Raw genomic sequence first — 16,237 nt, forward strand, 5'->3', positions numbered from 1 at the left:
GCGTACAGTGTGACTAGCTTTTTACTGGAACCATAGACAATAGAACTTCGTCCCAAAGCATTAAAATTCTTAGCATGGAAAATTCCTTTCGGACATACAGCGCCTTCGTAGAAATAGCTTCCCTGTCTTCTCGAGACGCCATCAAGCGACTCAACTCACAAGCCAAACCCTGAAGGTCACCGACTGGTGTCAAAACACCGCACTCACCACCCTTAAGCATCTCATATGGGCCACTGCGGCAATTTGATGATATTGGCGCCAAGCCAACCGCCATCGCTTCAAGAAGAGAATTTGGGAAGCCCTCAAATTTAGACGCCATCACGAAGATCGAACCTGCTGCCATGAGCGAGAAAACTTCCTTTGACCTCCCCATAAAGCAGACGGATTTATCAATTCCTAACTCTCGTGAAAGACGCTCCAAACCTGCACGATCCTCACCATCTCCGATAATATCTAACTGCCAACCAGGGATTTTTTCAGACGCCAATGCAAATGCACGTAAAATCAGGTCAACTTGCTTCAGTGACACTAGCCTTCCTACAGAGATAACCTTCTTAACTGAACTATTTGCAATAGGAATCTGCAATTCAGGCAGTGGATTACCTATAGTAAACACTTTTAGCCTTGGAAACTGATTTCTGGCCCAATCACGTACGCTATCTGTAAGAACAACAAGCGAAGACGCATAGCCATATAGACATCGTCTAGCGATTTCCCATTGACGAGGTGGAGGGTTCTCCCTTGGGTCTGTATGCTCAGTAATAACAACAGGGGTTTTGCTGCCGAACATTGCTGCGATTACGGTACAATTTGTAACATCGCCAAAAGCAACCACCACGTCTGGCGCAGACTCCCTCAAATGTTTCCGAATAGTAAGAATTCTCCTCCACGCTCCGAATATCCCAGATTTTTCTCCAACTAATTTTGACAAATCGTAACGCACTATTCCATCTGGGGCCGCGTAGAAATCATCTTCGACGGGAAAAATAGTTGTCAATTCCACTTGATGACCTGTCGCCAACCAACCTACCGCCAAACGCAAAGCAACATTTTCCATCCCACCCTGTTGTAGTGAGCATATTACAATTGCAATCCGCATTTTATATTATCCTGTTATTCTATGCGGCAATACTGATGGAAGCCGACGCCTGATGCGACTCTTTTATCAATTGTCGTCTTGGAATTTCCCAGTATACAATTGCTCCAATCATAATTATCGTATGCAGTAACTGAGTCGCTAAAATGGCCATCGGAATGCCCAGTGCGCCATACCCTAAGACTGTCAGTGTGCTTACAACCATTCCCACCGGAACAGTAATAATGCACGAAGCGAGTATATACCGATTCACATTTAATGCTGATGCCGCTCGCGAGCAAATATGTGTTAAAACAAAGCCAGGTAAACACCATGCCATGTACGCCTGGATTGACGCGACTTCCTGAACACTTTCTAAGCTAAAAGCCCCTCTATGGAAGATTATTTTCGTCAACTCGTGTGAATAGACACTTATGAACAAGGCCAAAAAAGCACACCCTATACCAGAAAACATTGACCAGACGAACCATTTCTTAATAAAATACTGCACTTTGTTTCCGGTTATTAGCGAAACGATCGCATTTGGGTAATACACCCTGTCAATTACCGGAGTACTGCAAGATGACGCAGCGGAGAATAGCTTTGTTCCTAGGGCCAAAGTCGTGATACTTCCCGCTCCATATTGACCCACAAGGAAATTGTGCCAGACAGGTAATATGGAATACATTAAAGACGCCCCGGACAATGATGACATTTTTTTGACTAAAAGCACATCGAATTTATTTGCCTTCGCTACGATGTCGCTTATTCGCATATACTTATTCATCATGAAGAAGTTTACTACTCCTTCTAGCAAAGATCCTGCCAGAAGTGCATAAGCAATAATCCTCACATCGGAACTATGCTCTTGCATTATGACGCTTGCTATGACGCATAACGGTGTAATTGCCGTCGTCGCCATCGCCAGTCGCGCGAAGCCTCTTGCAGACAGAAGCGAAGATATAAAAGTGTTGACTCCTGCCATCAATACCCATGGTGAGATTATTGCGCCTAACACCAAGCAATGTTGCGCTCTGCATCCTGAGTAGAGGCTATCCATTCCAAAACAGAAGGCCAGCATGCTGATCCAGCAGAAGGCAACGGCAGTGATAAGCATCTGGAAGGCTGTTTTGATGCTATTTGCGAGGGCCTTCGATTCACTGCCTCTACCATTTCTACTGATGGTTTCAGCAATATGGGGGATCGCGCTAGTCGCAAGTGCCGCTGCTACACAGTTCAAGACAATGTTTGCCAAGGGCATTGCCGCATAGAAGAGATCAAGTGCCGGACTCATTCCGAATGACTTGGCGATGAAAATTTCTCTGCTCAAACCAATGAGCCGGCATACTAGCGTGATCGCAAGGAAACTTCCTAGACCATGAACAATTCTGAGTATGCGAATTATCGAATCCGTCATTGCTCGGCATCTGAATTTGAGAGATGAAAATTGTTATCTTCAAACTGATCTGTGCCACCGACAATTTTCTTATAGGACACAAAACAGTCAATTGCCATTTTTCAATACAATGAGGAGTTTGACTGCTCGGTGCGGGTGGGCATGCTATCTGGTGACAACAAGCGAAACACCCGAGGCCTAGTCACTAAACTATGTAGTATTTCACATGGAAGCCGTGCGTTCACCGCTGACGCGGAGGGTGCCGCCGGATTTTAGGGTGCCTAGCCATTGGTGGCAGAGTGGGCTGCAGTGCAGGCCGGGGCGGGCTTCCATGCCGTACTCCTGTTCAAAAATCAATGCCAAATCTTGGGGTGAGAATCCTTCTGCCGTCACGCTCAAGATGTTCACGCTCGGGCTGTCCGGCATAAATAGCCGAATTCCCGGAAACGTGAAAAGAGCAATTTCCCAGCCTTTGCGAGAAATTTGCTCGCGCTCTTGAATTTCCTTCAACGATTGCCCGGCTAACCAATCCATCGCCGCCGAAAGCCCGGCTATTCCTGGCAAATTCTGGTTACCTGCCTCAAATCTGGCGGGGCCTGAGGTGGGGGGCGAAAGGTCTTCACTGGCTAACCCTGTTCCTCCCAGACGCCAGGGGGAAATTTCAGCGTCGAGTCCCTCCCGAATGTAAAGCAGGCCGGTGCCGAGAGGGCCTTTCAACCCTTTATGCCCTGCCATGGCGAGCAGATCCACAGGCTGGGATGACATGTCAAGCGAAAGGATCCCCGCAGTCTGGGCAGCATCGACAAGATAAAGAACACCGGCTTGACGGCAGATGGTTCCCATGTCATCGATCGGCTGGATGACGCCGGTCACGTTGCTGGCGTGTGTTGTGATGACCAGCCGGGTGTTTGGCTGGAGGGCGGCACGTAGGTCGGCGGGTTCGATCCAACCCTGTACGTTGGGAGTGAGCAGCGTTTGCGTGATGCCGATCGTTTGCTCGAGCCAGGCAAGTGGGCGGAGAACGGAATTGTGCTCGAGGACGGTGGTGACGACGTGATCGCCGGGCTTGAGAAGGCCGCGAATGGCAAGATTCAAGCTGTCGGTGCAGTTGAGCGTGAAGACAAAACGATCAGCGGGGGCATGAAAAAAACGGCCAATTTTGAGCCGGCATTGATCAATGAGAGACTGAGCTTCCAGCGCCGAGCGATAGGTGCCTCGCCCTGCGGCGGCTCCGCATTCTGTGAGATATTTGACCATGGCTTCGGCGACACCGGGGGCCTTGGGAAAGCTGGTGGCGGCGTTATCACAGTAGAGGCGGGGCATGAGTTGTGAATTATGGGTTGGGGCTGGGGAGAGATATCAGGCAAAAACTCTCTGCTGGATATCTCACTCCAAGCGTCTTTTTAAATCGGGACTGGGGTTTGCCTTGCGACGGACTTCTTCCAAAACACCCTGCGGACGGGTCTGCACAAGATGATTCAGTTGGTTAAGTTGGCTTGAGACGCAACAGAGGCATTTCTGACGACCGGCAGTATACCGCCGGGCAGGCTCGCTGTAATCTGGGACTTTTGCTTAGCCGTCACATTCCGTGGCTGCTGCCGCCGGTGGTTGCTGCCAAGTCTCGAGGCACGTTCCGCATTGGCCGTTTCGCAAATTTTGTTTTACATCGCGGCTATTTTCTCCAGATGATGTTACGCAGCAGAAAGTTACGCACGCTCGGATGAATCTTCGAGCCTGGATCTTACAAGTAGGCTGCTCGTGTTTACAGATACCATAGCTCCTACTCCAGCGATGCGAACGGCGTGACAGTGATGTTACCAACAGATCCAGACTGCCCCTGCGTGTCCGACGTGTCAGTTCTCGAATCTTTTCCTTAAACTGCCTCTTGTGCTTTCAGCATATAAGACGCCCGAAGACAGGCAGCCTGTGCCAAACCGTGTTTCTTGTGACAGACGTCGACTTGAGGATGAAACCTCTTATGGCTTAGCCACCCCAGTAGAAATCAGAATTTCAACTGGGGCCACCCTGCGAATCTGAAATTTCTCGATCGCACAATCGCTCATGGCGACAAGATTCGTCTCGCATCTCCAGTGGATCGTGCTACGTCTGGCAGCTTTTTCCGAAAAGAATTAGATTACTTTTTCTCCAAGGGATATAAACTCAGTCTAGATGGAACTACATTGATCCCTCCAGTTCGATAATATGGAGTTATTATGTCACATGTTTATTTACCAGTGTGTGTAAGTGCATTGTTTCAACATCTGGTTGATCAGTATGGATTACGCGTCAGGGAGCCTGAAAAATCAAACTCCTTCGATCAGATGATACAAGTCGTGGAGGCCACAGACTTACTAAGCATTCGCTTTGTGCGTGATCGTGGAGATGAATTTTTGGAAGTCGGTTACGGAACCCAATGGTTCTCACCTGATCTAGTACGTCTTGTTTTGCTTGGTGGAGTACCGCAAGATGCTCCTACAGATTTGCAGAATGACACTACATTTCTGGGGCAACAGTTTTCAGAAATTGAGCGATTGTTTTCTACTGAAAATCGAGATAAGACTCTTCGACGGTTGGTGGAGATGCGTATGGAGAAAGCACAATATATGTTCCCTGGTTCTGTTTTCAAACATGGCAGTAAATACCCAGAAAAATAAATATTTAATATCCCCTGGTCACGGCCGGAGCAGGATTCCACGGCTGCCAATCGCTTGCAGGTGGTGGAGGATCTGTTCCAGTTCCAGGCGACAGCGATTCGCCTGACGATTGGCGGTCAGGTCATTGACACCACGCCGCAACACCCGTTCTTTGTGCCGGGAATGGGTTGGAAAGCGGCTGTTGATCTGGATGTGGGCTTACACATCGCCACGGAAGAGGGCGGATTGGTTGTTGTGGAGGCCATCGACCGTGAAGAGCGGGATGCGGTGGTGTATAATCTGCGGGTGGAGGAGGATCACACGTACTTTGTGGGCAAACCCGACTGGGGCTTCGCGGTCTGGGTGCATAACGCGTACAGCGTGGATCCCAATCCGCTGCCTGATGGAAAATGGAGGGTCATTGACGAGCTTGGCGAGACGGTCAAAGGCGGGATCTTCGATACCAAGCCAGAAGCCGAAGACTACGCCAGACACCTGGCCCAACAAGCCGTCGATGATAATGTCGTTGGATTACCACCCAAGGGGACTACTTCAAGCTTAGGGACTGGGACTGTTGTTAAAAATAAGCTTTCAAAAGAAGAAGCCGACTTCGCACAGAAAGTTGCCGACGAGAAAGGCGGTATATTCGAAGGCCAGTTGAAGAGTAACACACCGGGAATCGACGGTGAGCTGAATGGAAGCCCAGCTCAACTCAAAAGTGTGTCCGGAAAAAGTCCTGTTGCTGTAACACAAGCAGCGAAAGTGGCTGGTGTAAAAGCTGCTAACGCTGGGGTATCAGGGGTTGAAGTTTTTATTGAAGCTGCGAACGTGTCTGCTGAGGCAGTACTGAGCGGGCCTGTCAAAGATATTCTTCAACAGCAACCTTCCTTGAAATCTATAAGTGTGTTGACAAAAGATGGCTGGGTACATTTTACAAGATAAAGCAACATGGAGTGATTGATGTCTATTGACCTTGAAATTGATATTGCGACTTCGATAATCGCAAAAAAATTAGTCGAAGAAACTGGTCACGTACTCCAAGGCTTACTAAACACAAAATTGATTCCTCAAATTGCATTGTCTCAAATTATTAAAGGTGAATCCGCACCTGTGGATGGTGAAATACTCGATGATGAGGCTCTTTACCAAATTGAATACATAGATTTCCAAGATCAGGTTTTTATCTCCAGTGTAATATACGACAATCATCGAGTAGCAACGGTCTCTGTTGGTGGGACACGGGAACCAACAGAGTACATACTTGGCCTAGCTTGTGCATTGGCCATAGCAATTGCAGAAAAAACACAGATTCGAGACGGGTTTGGTTTTTGGTTCGGCAACACTATAATACAGCCATCGGTTGCTATTAGTTCATTAGCGATAAAAAACAATAAAATGAAATTCCAGGACGCATGCTTGGCGATCGTTGGAGAGAGATAGAATTAATCAATTTGCCAGAGGGGACTCACAGCCATTTACGGCGGGATGACTCGGACGTGGTGTTGGACGTCTGGGTGACGACAGTCACACGAGACGCCACATGACGCTGTGAGGCACAGGTTGCCCGTCTGCGGGCGACCTGTGTGCTTGGAAGCACAAGAGATTGGCTACCGATAAGACAAGGCATGTCACTGTTTCCATTGAGCGTCGTGACCCAACCTGTTTGCCACGGCTAAGAAAGCCTTCGGATAACCTATTTCAATCTCGTTAACCTCTTGTGACGTTGCCACCCAGGTGGACTGAGTACAGTCAACCTGGGCCACCCCGCGGGGTCGATTCTGCAAGGGGTGCAGCAGTATTATACTGATCCGGTGACCTATGCCCGGGTGAGCGGTAGAATTCATGGGATTGTGCTGTTCACCGTGCTGACGGCGGGTGCTGGCGAAGTGGCAGCGGGTTTGAAAGCCGAAACGGTTTTGGCGAAGATCAAGGGCGTGATTCCGTCGAAGATCAACACCCAAACCGCCAAAGAGAAGCTCAACAGCCTGCTGGGCAAATTCGCCAATCGTAAACCAACCACAGGCCCCGTTACGCCAGATGATGTAGGGCAGGCTCCTGCCTGCCGGTTGGATGTACTTCACAGCAAATGATGTCCGCTAAAAACATCGGCAGGCGGGAGCCTGCCCTACTACTGATATTCGTCGACTGCTTCGCAACGTCTTAAGCAACATTGAGTAATTATGGTGAATGAAAAAAAACTTAACGTCTATGTCGGAAGATGGAATGATCGTGATTTTTCATACGCGCTAAGTTATGATAAGGCACGCTCGTTGGTTGAGCGGTCGCATGCATTTGGAGATCCGAGTAGAGATGCCGGTGCTTTAGGTGACAAATGAGCTATTGGAATAAATGAAGATGGCTGGCGAATTGTTACAACTAACATCGCAGCTGCCGCAGTTTCAATTGAAATCAAGGAATCTTGCGATTCAGAAGTCAATCATATTTCTTGGCAATGCCCATATTGTAACAAACATTTCAGTGATGATTGGCAATCGAGTGATAAACTTCCAGTCTTGCTCAGCTGTGGTTGTCAAGGTGACTCTAAATACCTACTAGGGGTAAGTGCTGGCGCCTGAGCATGAAGACCTGACTGACAAATCATACCAAACCGGCTATTTTAGCGCGACTGGCTAAGGCGTCTGTATGTGCATGCTACGGCGTTCTCTGTAGGTGCGGGCATTGCCTATCTATGATTTCGGGGCATGTACTTCTGGTGAACCCGAATCCGTCCGACGTCCTATGGAGGTGATTATTTAACCGCGTTTACTGGACTCGTGGTTCTTTGACAGTCATGTAGCAGGCTCCTGCCTGCCGGTTGGATGTACTTCACAGCTAGCGATAGCCGCTCGAAACGTTGGCTACTAATAAGGACAGTCAACCTGGGCTACCCCGCTGCGTTTGAGACAGATCTGGTGGGTTGCGCAAAGCCTTAACCCACCCTACCTGACTAATGATGACCGCTAGAAACATCGGCAGGGGGGAGCCTGCCCTACTACTACTTGAATTCGTCTGGCTTCCGATTGTGAGATCACGAATGCGAGTGTCCGTCGCTGACGCTTCCGGCTCGTTGGGATGGGACGATTCGTGTCAGATCATTTTTCCTGTGTGGGGGATTTCTGGCGCGCAACATTCCCAGTTAAAGAGAGGGTGGTTGTTGAGGACGTTGGTGTTCTTCTGGCCGCTCGAATTCTCTGAGACAGGGGGTGGATGGTGGAACATACGGCGGAAGAGATTCTTGAAGAGTTGCGTCATCTGATTCAAGAAGCGAATGGTGCGGAGATCACGCTGCGGGAGTTTCGCAAGAAAACAGGGATTTCTCCCTTCAAAGTCCATGACCGGTGGGGATCGTGGACCAATCTTCGCCTGGCAGCAGGGCTTTCCCGCAAGGCCCGCATGCCGGTGCTGTATACCGACGACGAACTGCTGGCGGAGTTTCACGTCGTGGCAAACCGCTTGAACCAGTATCCGACCATTTCTGAATTTAGCCGGATCTCGGAACGGTCGTGGCAAACGTTGGAGCACCGGTTTGGTCGCAAAGAGGCGGTGATTGACACCTATCAAGATTGGTTGCGCATCTACCGCCCGCACAGCGCCTGCCTCCCGCACAGCGGGTTTGTGCCTGCGGCAGCCGGAGCGGGGTTGGAATTGGATGCTGGCGGGCGAGAGGAGAATGGGTTGGGACATCGGGAGGAACGGGAGGACGCGCTGGTTTCTTTGGCGGAAACCGCTCAACCCCTGACGCAGTGTTCCCCGGTCGAAGTGCGGCCTCCCAAGATGTCGGCGGCGGAAGAACAGCAGAAGCTGCGGGAGATTTTTGCGGAAATTCCTCCCGAACGGTGGGGTACAAGCCAGACGTCCGGCGCGGATGTCATGCGCTGGCTGGGAATTGGGTGCCTGCTATTCCTGCTGATGCTTTTCGGGAGTGTTTCAGCCGTCGCGCAAGAGGCGGTGTGGCTGCAAGACGCGGGTTTTGCTGAGTTATATTCTATTGATAGATATATAACCCTCCCAAGCCGAGAATTGGTGCATTTCGCTGCGCTTCATGGCACCCTACCTTTTCTGGCACTCTTCGGGAATGTTCCAGCCGTCGCGCAAGAGGCGGTTTCGTTCCATGAGATTGATGCTATTAATCGGGGTATCGTTAACGCGAAGCCGTATTTAGCTGATTCTTTTAATGTATGCGGATCTACGTTCTCTCTAAGATGCCGCAAACGCTTCAATATGCCACAATTGGTGCATTGCGCTGCGCTTCATGACACCCTACTGTTTCTGATGCTCTTGGGGAGTGTTTCAGCCGTCGCGAGTGAGGCAGATTCGCGACAAAATATTTATTTACATGGCGTTGATTTCATTGGTCAACATAGAGAGTTTTCATGCCGAGAATTGGTGCATTTCGCTGCGATTCATGGCACCCTACGAGATGGCGATAGATATTCTCGCGGAGTGCTCACGAGACGGTCGCGGGGAATGATGGGAGTGTTCAGAATCAGCGGACGTTCGAAGCGGCCTGTGGTGATTTCAACACGCAAGTCGCTCGAAGATGGGAGACGTGTGCCGTCCCTTTGGTGCGATCAAGCCGTTTTGCGACAGGGCCGATTTCGATTCCGGGGCAGAATCACAGAGATCCCGAGTGCCGTGTCATGGTTTTATCTTGGGGTTTCATGCGTCGTGCCGTTTCACGGCTTTGTCTTGGGGTTGATGTCGCCGCAATGTCCTCCGTTGTCGGACTTAACAACAGAAGACCCCCGTATTTTTAGACTTTGACAATGCACCAGGAAAGTTAGATCACCTTCCACGCACGCCGCCAGAATATGCGGTACGGCCTTGATGGATCTGGATTTGGGGGTGAGTTGCCGGTTCGCCCTAAGCTCGTGGTTGCCCTAGGCTCGTGGTTCACGATCCGGTTTCTCTCGGTCGACTTACGCGTTTGCTCCGCGGTTCTTGCAGACGCGGCCTTGTGGCGGCCCGTTCTTGCACTTTGTGAAATCATCACCCCATCGGGCTGGGTCAGGGACTTGCCCCTTCCCACGGTGAAAGATGCTCGTCATTGAATAGAAAACGCCGCAGTCACTGGCCAGTGACTGCGGCGGGCGAGGATTTGCGACGGATCCTCGTCAGGCAGAGAATTTTGGTTTCAGTCGAGTGAGCCAGTGCGATCGGAGTGCACTGGCTTACCCGCAAAACGTGTCGTGAACTTGTCATTTGTGGTGCTGAAGATCAGTCGAGATCAACACCCAACAGTTCCTCTTCTTCTTCCTGGATGACGATTCGTGGTGTCACCATGAGCATGAGGCTCTCGGTTTCACGTCCGACACCCGAGTTCTTGAAGAGACGGCTGATGTAAGGAATCTTGTTCAGGATGGGGACACCAGCCATGTTTCGACCTTCACGGAGACGCTTCACGCCACCGAGGAGAACAGTCCCGCCATCGGGAACACTGACGGTGGTGAGCACTTCAACAACTTCCTGAACTGGCAATTGCAGAACCTGAACCGGTTGCTGAACTTGTCCGTTCTGGTTGTTGCCGTTCTGGTTGTTGCCGTTCTGATTGTTGACCTGTCCCATGCTGACTCGCGAGGACTGATTTGCAATCTGTGCAGCACCGCCGAAACCACCGATACCACCGAAACCGGTGTTATTGTTGTTGTTATTATTGTTATTGTTGTTGTTATTGTTGTTTTGGCCGCCACCAAACTGATTCCCGCCACCTTGCTGCTGGTTACCAGTCACGCCCGACGCTGTCGAGAATGTCTGGACGTCGGTGATGCTGGTGAACTGAGGGATCAGGGTGAGGCGGACATAACGACGATCCGAAGAGATCACAGCCGACACCTGGAGGAACACACCTTCCGAGAAGGTTTGCACTCGTGGAGTCTGGATTGCGGCCCCCACACCAACCGTTGTGTCGTATCCGGTGACAAAGTAACGATCGACCGAATCACGAACGGTGGCTGTCTGCCCGTTGAACAGTGTCAATTTCGGAGCGAACATCAGGTTGCTGCGGCTATCGCCCTGGGCAGCCTGGATGAAGAAGAACGCTTCGATGTCACTGAGGATCGCCAAACCTGTGGTGATACCAGACGTCGGGTCAAATCCACCGAAGTCAGGCACCCCAAGATCGAACGAACCCTGTCGGAATGGGATATCAAGGTCTTGAGTGAAGCTGTTCTGGCTTCCCAGACCAACGATTGTCCCACCCTTCTGATAGCTACTGCGCTGGATCGTGTTACGAGTTGGTTGAGTGCCGAAGAGACCGGCAGTTTGTTGCCCTTGCTGTGCCTGCTGGCCAGCAGTGCCTGCTGTTCCCGTGGTTCCGGTCGTTCCCGTGGTTCCCGCAGTTCCCTGTGTGGTGGTGCTGGCCCCTTGAGTTGGCAATTGAACCGAACCGAAAGGTGGCAGTGGAAGCCCCTGGTTATCAGTATCCGGGCCACCGACTGACGATTGCACGTTGAAGTCAAAGTCGACACCAATTCGCTCGTAGAAGCTGTCTGTCACTGTGACGAAGCGAACTTCCACTGTGACCTGAAGATCCTGGAGACGTCGGAGCTGCTTGAGCAGATCAGTGATCTCTTCATGGACAGCCTGAGTCTGACGAATCACCAGCGAGAGGGTTGTTTCAAATCGTTGAATTGAGGCTGAGCCAGCAACCTGTTCCCAGGAATCGGGAGCAATTGTCCGGGTGATCAGCTCGATCAGCGTGTCATAGTCGGCTGGTTGTTGTGCGGGACGAGTCCGTGAGCTGGAACCACCGGGGTTCATGCCACCAGCGACGTTTGGCCCCACTTGTGCCATGGCTTGTCCGCCCATGCCACCCATGCCAGCGGGAACGCTCATCATGCTGCCGCTGGCATCAATGTTGCCTGGGCGATTCGTGCTGCCCGTGGCTCCCATTCCACCGCCGCCGGCAAAGTTTGGAATTGGTACCACCAGGTCAGCGACGGGATAGTTGACAGTGATCATCTGCCCCTGCTGACGCAAGCGGCTGGTGATCTTCAGCACATCGTCCTGAATCATATAGGCCAGGTTGAATCGCTCAAGAACAAGATTCAGAACACTCTTCATGGCGATGCCATCGATATCGATCGACACCAGAGAATCTGTGCTAGCCCCTTCTTCATCCACGCCGCGTGGATCGATGACGATGTTGATGTCGCTCATCGCGGCAATCTTGCGGATGACTTCCGCCAGAGGAACGCCATCTTCATGCAGCGAAATCGTGCGGTTCAGGCTGTCCTGAATCTTGAGTTCAGCTTCACTTCGCTTGCGGTTATCGGTGCCATACTTCCTGCGGCGATCGGTGAGTTCCGCCCAGTTTTTGGGATATTCGATTGGCGTAGCATCACCAACACCGAACACCAGGCCGTTTTCCACGTCGTTGAGTGTGTTCCAGAGCGTGCTTTCCTTGCGTTCCTTCAGCTGCTCATTGGAGTCCACCCGGCGAGCCAGGCGTGACTTGTAAATCAGCGTTTCTGAAGTTGGCTCAGAAGGATTCAGTTCTTTGGCTTTCTTGGCCACGACTTCCGCTTCAGCAAATCGCTTCTGCTTGAAGAGTTCGTTGAATTCTTCAACCAGTTTGGCATATTCCTGTTCGATGCGGATCTTGGTTTCTGTGGAACCTTTGATCTTGGCCAGAACTTCTTCGTTATGCCGCTTCTGTTCGAGATTTGGCTTACGCTCGAGAATCTCATTGGTCAGAGAAACCCGTGTCTTGCCCAGTGATGACTGCAATTGAGCCATCGATTCAGGGGAAAGATCAGTGTTTTCCACGGTCGCTAACTGACGGTCGATCATCTGGAGAGCGGCTTCCGGATCCTTCTCACGCAGTTGCTCGGCCTTGAAAATTGTGCTCAGCGTTTCCGTCCTGAGACGGTCAAACTTGAGCGATTTTTCGCGAGCCGCCTCATCGATCACACCACCAGCGGCAACCGGCCCGCCATCGGTCTGATGATTAACCATCTGGACATCGCGGCCTCCCTTAGGGGCGAGTTCCCGCATGTAGTCTCGCAATCGCTGAGCACGGAAGCGATCCAGCTTCTGACCTGATTCATAGGCCTGACTGAATGCCTCGAAGGCAGCTTCACGATTGCCACGATTGAGTTCAAACATCCCACGGTTGTAAAGATCGATCGCCGAAAGTCCCTGGGCAGCAATCGCTGCAGGAGCTGCTGCAAACGCATCGTTGTTGGCAAAATCCACCTTGCGATCGGCAGACTCACCTGAAGCCTCCATGGCTCCGGCTGGCTGAACCTTGGAGCTATTAGCCACAAACAGCGAGTGTTCCGCTTCCACATCAGCCAGAACGGCATCCGGTGTGTCAGCAAAGACTTCATAAGCCACATTCATCTGATCAGCTTTAGCAGCCAAAGAGCGGGCTTTATCGAACTGTCGTGAGACCAAAGCGGCCCGAGCCTGCTTCAAGAGTTCATCTGCTTCACTACGAGCCTTGATGGCAGCAGGGTCGGTTGACGCTACGGCTGTCGATGGAGAAGGATTGCCGCGGGTAGCCATACGGGCGGCGTCAGCAATCACAATTTCCGGACGGTCATCAAACAACTGATAGGTGACTTTGTTCGCCTGGGCGATTTTTTCAGCATCCATGGCCTTGCGACGGGCATCTTCAATCAGCCCACCTGACAGTGCAGCACGTGCATCTTTGAGCAGTTGCTCAACTTGTCCTTTGGCAGCGTTGGGGGCTGCTTCTGCCATGCGGGCGTCTGAGGCCGAAGCCTGAGCAATCTTGGCAGCCGACTGACGGCGAGCATCGATATCGCTCAAAACCAGTTCTGGGCGGTCATCGAATAGCTTATAGGATGCGCCCAGCTTCTGAGCTTCCATGGCCTTGTTGCGGGCCACTTCGACCTGCCCGGCATCCATGGCTGTACGTGCTTCCTGAACCAGATTGGCAGCAAGCTGACGGCTGGCATCATTGTTGCCGGGGGCATCCGACTGAACAGCCGCTGGCTTGGTCGCAGCCCCGGCTACAGTCGTTGTTCCCTGTTTGCGATCCAGATCAGCGATCACCAATTCAGGGCGATCATCAAACAGGTCATAACTGACCTTCATATCCAGGGCTGTCAGTGCCTTCTTGCGAGCACTGTCGTAATGGCCCGCTTTCATGTCGTTTCGTGCGGATTCCACCAGAGCTTCCGCTTGAGCTTTTGGCGAACCGCCAGCGGTCAAGCCTTTCACAGCGTTACTGTTCTCTTCAGTGGTGGCTGCCAGTGTGGCCCATTCTGGCGTCTCGCCAGCGACCAGTTGAATCTCGTTTTTGGCCGTTGCCGGCTGGGCAGGTTCAGCCCAGGCCATATTCTGTGCGCCCCCTGCGGGAGCATCCTGCAGCATGGCCAGAAATTCGCCGGGAGACGTTTCTCCCTTGGAAAATTTCAGGCGTGCTTCGCGAGAAATCTGAAAGGCTTGAGTTGCCAGGGTGGTTGCATCAGACATGCGACCGTGCTGGGCCGCCGTTTTGGCCTGGGTCATCAGGCGTTCAACGCGAGTCTTGGCAGCCTCCTCAACCCCTGTGGGGAGCACCCCATGATCAGGTGATTGAGCACGGATCCCCGTTTGGGCAACCGGCGAACCTGAAGTTCGCTGCCGTGCCCGAGACAGGTACTCGGCGGCAACCTGGCGTTCGGCCAGGTTGAGTTCGGTGTTATTCACGCTGCTGGTCAACAGCAGCGGAATGGCTTCGTCATACCGGCCACGCAGATAAAGCTCTTTGCCGCGCTTGAATGCGTCGCGAGCGGCAATCGCCTTCTGTTCTGCCTGGGGAGCATTCCCCGCGGACAGAGTCCTTGTTGCGGTCGCAAGATTTGTCAGCCAGAGTGCAGCGGCGACCAAACTGCTGCACGCGATCAAACCAATGACCCTACCCAAGGTAGCCTCCTCCATAAGGCATGCGTGATGCACTAGACTTCCTGTCGAGCGTACGCGAGTGATGTGATAGTTGGCTGGCATTCAGGGAACGGTCAGTCTGGTGTTGCCTTGCCACCGGTTTGACCGCTGTCTGGGCCGATCTCAGGGCTGTGAAAGTCCTGCGATCGATTTGACATTCTTGAACGATGTGAGTGGAAAATGCCTGGTGGCGAACGGTCATCAGAGAGAAGAAATTGAATAATCACTTCATCCCCGAGAACGCTCTCCTCCGTATACATCACATTGGTATTTCAAACCTGAAGGATTGGTCAATACGGAGTCGGGTTCAGAAAGCCAGAAAAATTCTCGTAACACGTAGTCTTTGCGAGAGTTTCGGCATTTCTTGCCAAACAGGCTGGCTCTTGACCTGTTATCAATGAGAAGATCCGTCGAATCTTAAGATTGGTGACTCTGGGAGGTTTGCAAAAAGCACACCTCCTTTCCTCTGCGTTTTCCTTGCAAATCGTTACTGCATAATAATTAGAGGCGAAGTCAACTTTTCAGTGTGGTCAGAAACTCTTCGCTTTTTGCAATTCTTCACCTGCGAAGCATCAAACGAACTGTGCCAGCCGGCGTATCTTGACATGAGAAGGCGGAATGGGAAGTTGCGTGATGTGAAAGGTTTGTGACCATTGCCTGTATTTCTTTTGGCATCAACAGGTTATGCGTATTGATGTGAAACGGCTTTTATTGTCTCTGGCTGGCTCCGACGGGTCTAATCTGGCTGACTTCGGCGGGTCTAAAAAGTGTGAGATCCCTCGCCCGTCACGGAACAACGTGAAAAATCGTGATCAAACGGCGGTGGACACCGTGAACAATTAACACAAATCATTACACAGGAACATGTTTCGACGAATTGAAGCTCGATGAACCGGGAAAGTAAAGTTTTCGGTGGTTTTGGAAGTGGTTTCCGGGTTGTTTATGAATCCTCTCAGGAAACACTTGCCCATGGCGCAGGAGACCCGACAATAGAGATTGCTGAAAACAAAAGAAGACTGGAAACAAAAAACACAGTGCAGACGAAGTCGCGCACCTTGGGGGTTTGCTGCCAGCCTTGAGTCAGTCAGCAGACTCTTTGCTGCGTTTGGGAGGTGTCTGGTTCAAACGACACCTGATTGCAACAAGGCTTAGTGCATAATCAAAGTATAAAATTCAGGTCTCTTCTGTTGTTAAGTCCGACAACGGAGGACGTTGCGGCGACATCAACCCGAAAACGAA

9 protein-coding genes are annotated in these 16,237 nt (G+C 51.5%); 5 read left to right on the forward strand and 4 right to left on the reverse strand.

The genetic code is table 11. The features are described 5' to 3' along the window. Window positions 1-13 precede the first annotated feature (13 nt). The 3 genes from SH287x_RS12145 to SH287x_RS12155 form a co-directional block, all read right to left on the reverse strand. A complete protein-coding gene (locus SH287x_RS12145; RefSeq protein ID WP_479514579.1) occupies window positions 14-1,099 on the reverse strand; it encodes a glycosyltransferase family 4 protein in 1,086 nt (361 codons plus the stop codon). Between the two features lie 19 nt (window positions 1,100-1,118). Then, the gene (locus SH287x_RS12150) at window positions 1,119-2,492 is read right to left on the reverse strand and encodes a lipid II flippase MurJ (RefSeq protein WP_479514580.1); all 1,374 of its coding nucleotides are present in this window, start codon (window positions 2,490-2,492) and stop codon (window positions 1,119-1,121) included. A gap of 201 nt (window positions 2,493-2,693) precedes the next feature. Then, a complete protein-coding gene (locus SH287x_RS12155) occupies window positions 2,694-3,794 on the reverse strand; it encodes an aminotransferase class V-fold PLP-dependent enzyme (protein WP_479514581.1) in 1,101 nt (366 codons plus the stop codon). Window positions 3,795-4,684: 890 nt separating this feature from the next. Between SH287x_RS12155 and SH287x_RS12160 the strand changes: the two genes are divergently transcribed. From SH287x_RS12160 to SH287x_RS12180, 5 genes are all read left to right on the forward strand, one after another. Continuing rightward, the gene (locus SH287x_RS12160) at window positions 4,685-5,125 is read left to right on the forward strand and encodes a hypothetical protein (RefSeq protein WP_479514582.1); all 441 of its coding nucleotides are present in this window, start codon (window positions 4,685-4,687) and stop codon (window positions 5,123-5,125) included. A 60-nt stretch (window positions 5,126-5,185) separates the two neighbouring features. Then, complete coding sequence (locus tag SH287x_RS12165) at window positions 5,186-6,046, forward strand: polymorphic toxin-type HINT domain-containing protein (RefSeq protein WP_479518703.1); 861 nt, start codon at window positions 5,186-5,188, stop codon at window positions 6,044-6,046. Between the two features lie 18 nt (window positions 6,047-6,064). Then, a complete protein-coding gene (locus tag SH287x_RS12170; protein ID WP_479514583.1) occupies window positions 6,065-6,544 on the forward strand; it encodes a hypothetical protein in 480 nt (159 codons plus the stop codon). Window positions 6,545-6,891: 347 nt separating this feature from the next. After that, complete coding sequence (locus tag SH287x_RS12175) at window positions 6,892-7,194, forward strand: hypothetical protein (protein ID WP_479514584.1); 303 nt, start codon at window positions 6,892-6,894, stop codon at window positions 7,192-7,194. Between the two features lie 1,117 nt (window positions 7,195-8,311). Beyond that, window positions 8,312-9,868 (forward strand): hypothetical protein, encoded by a 1,557-nt coding sequence (locus SH287x_RS12180; protein ID WP_479514585.1) that lies wholly within the window; start codon window positions 8,312-8,314, stop codon window positions 9,866-9,868. A 453-nt stretch (window positions 9,869-10,321) separates the two neighbouring features. Here SH287x_RS12180 and SH287x_RS12185 read toward each other — a convergent pair whose 3' ends face one another. Next, the gene (locus SH287x_RS12185; RefSeq protein WP_479514586.1) at window positions 10,322-14,980 is read right to left on the reverse strand and encodes a type II secretion system protein GspD; all 4,659 of its coding nucleotides are present in this window, start codon (window positions 14,978-14,980) and stop codon (window positions 10,322-10,324) included. Between the last annotated feature and the right edge of the window lie 1,257 nt (window positions 14,981-16,237).

It is taken from the genome of Planctopirus sp. SH287 (genome assembly GCF_056500625.1).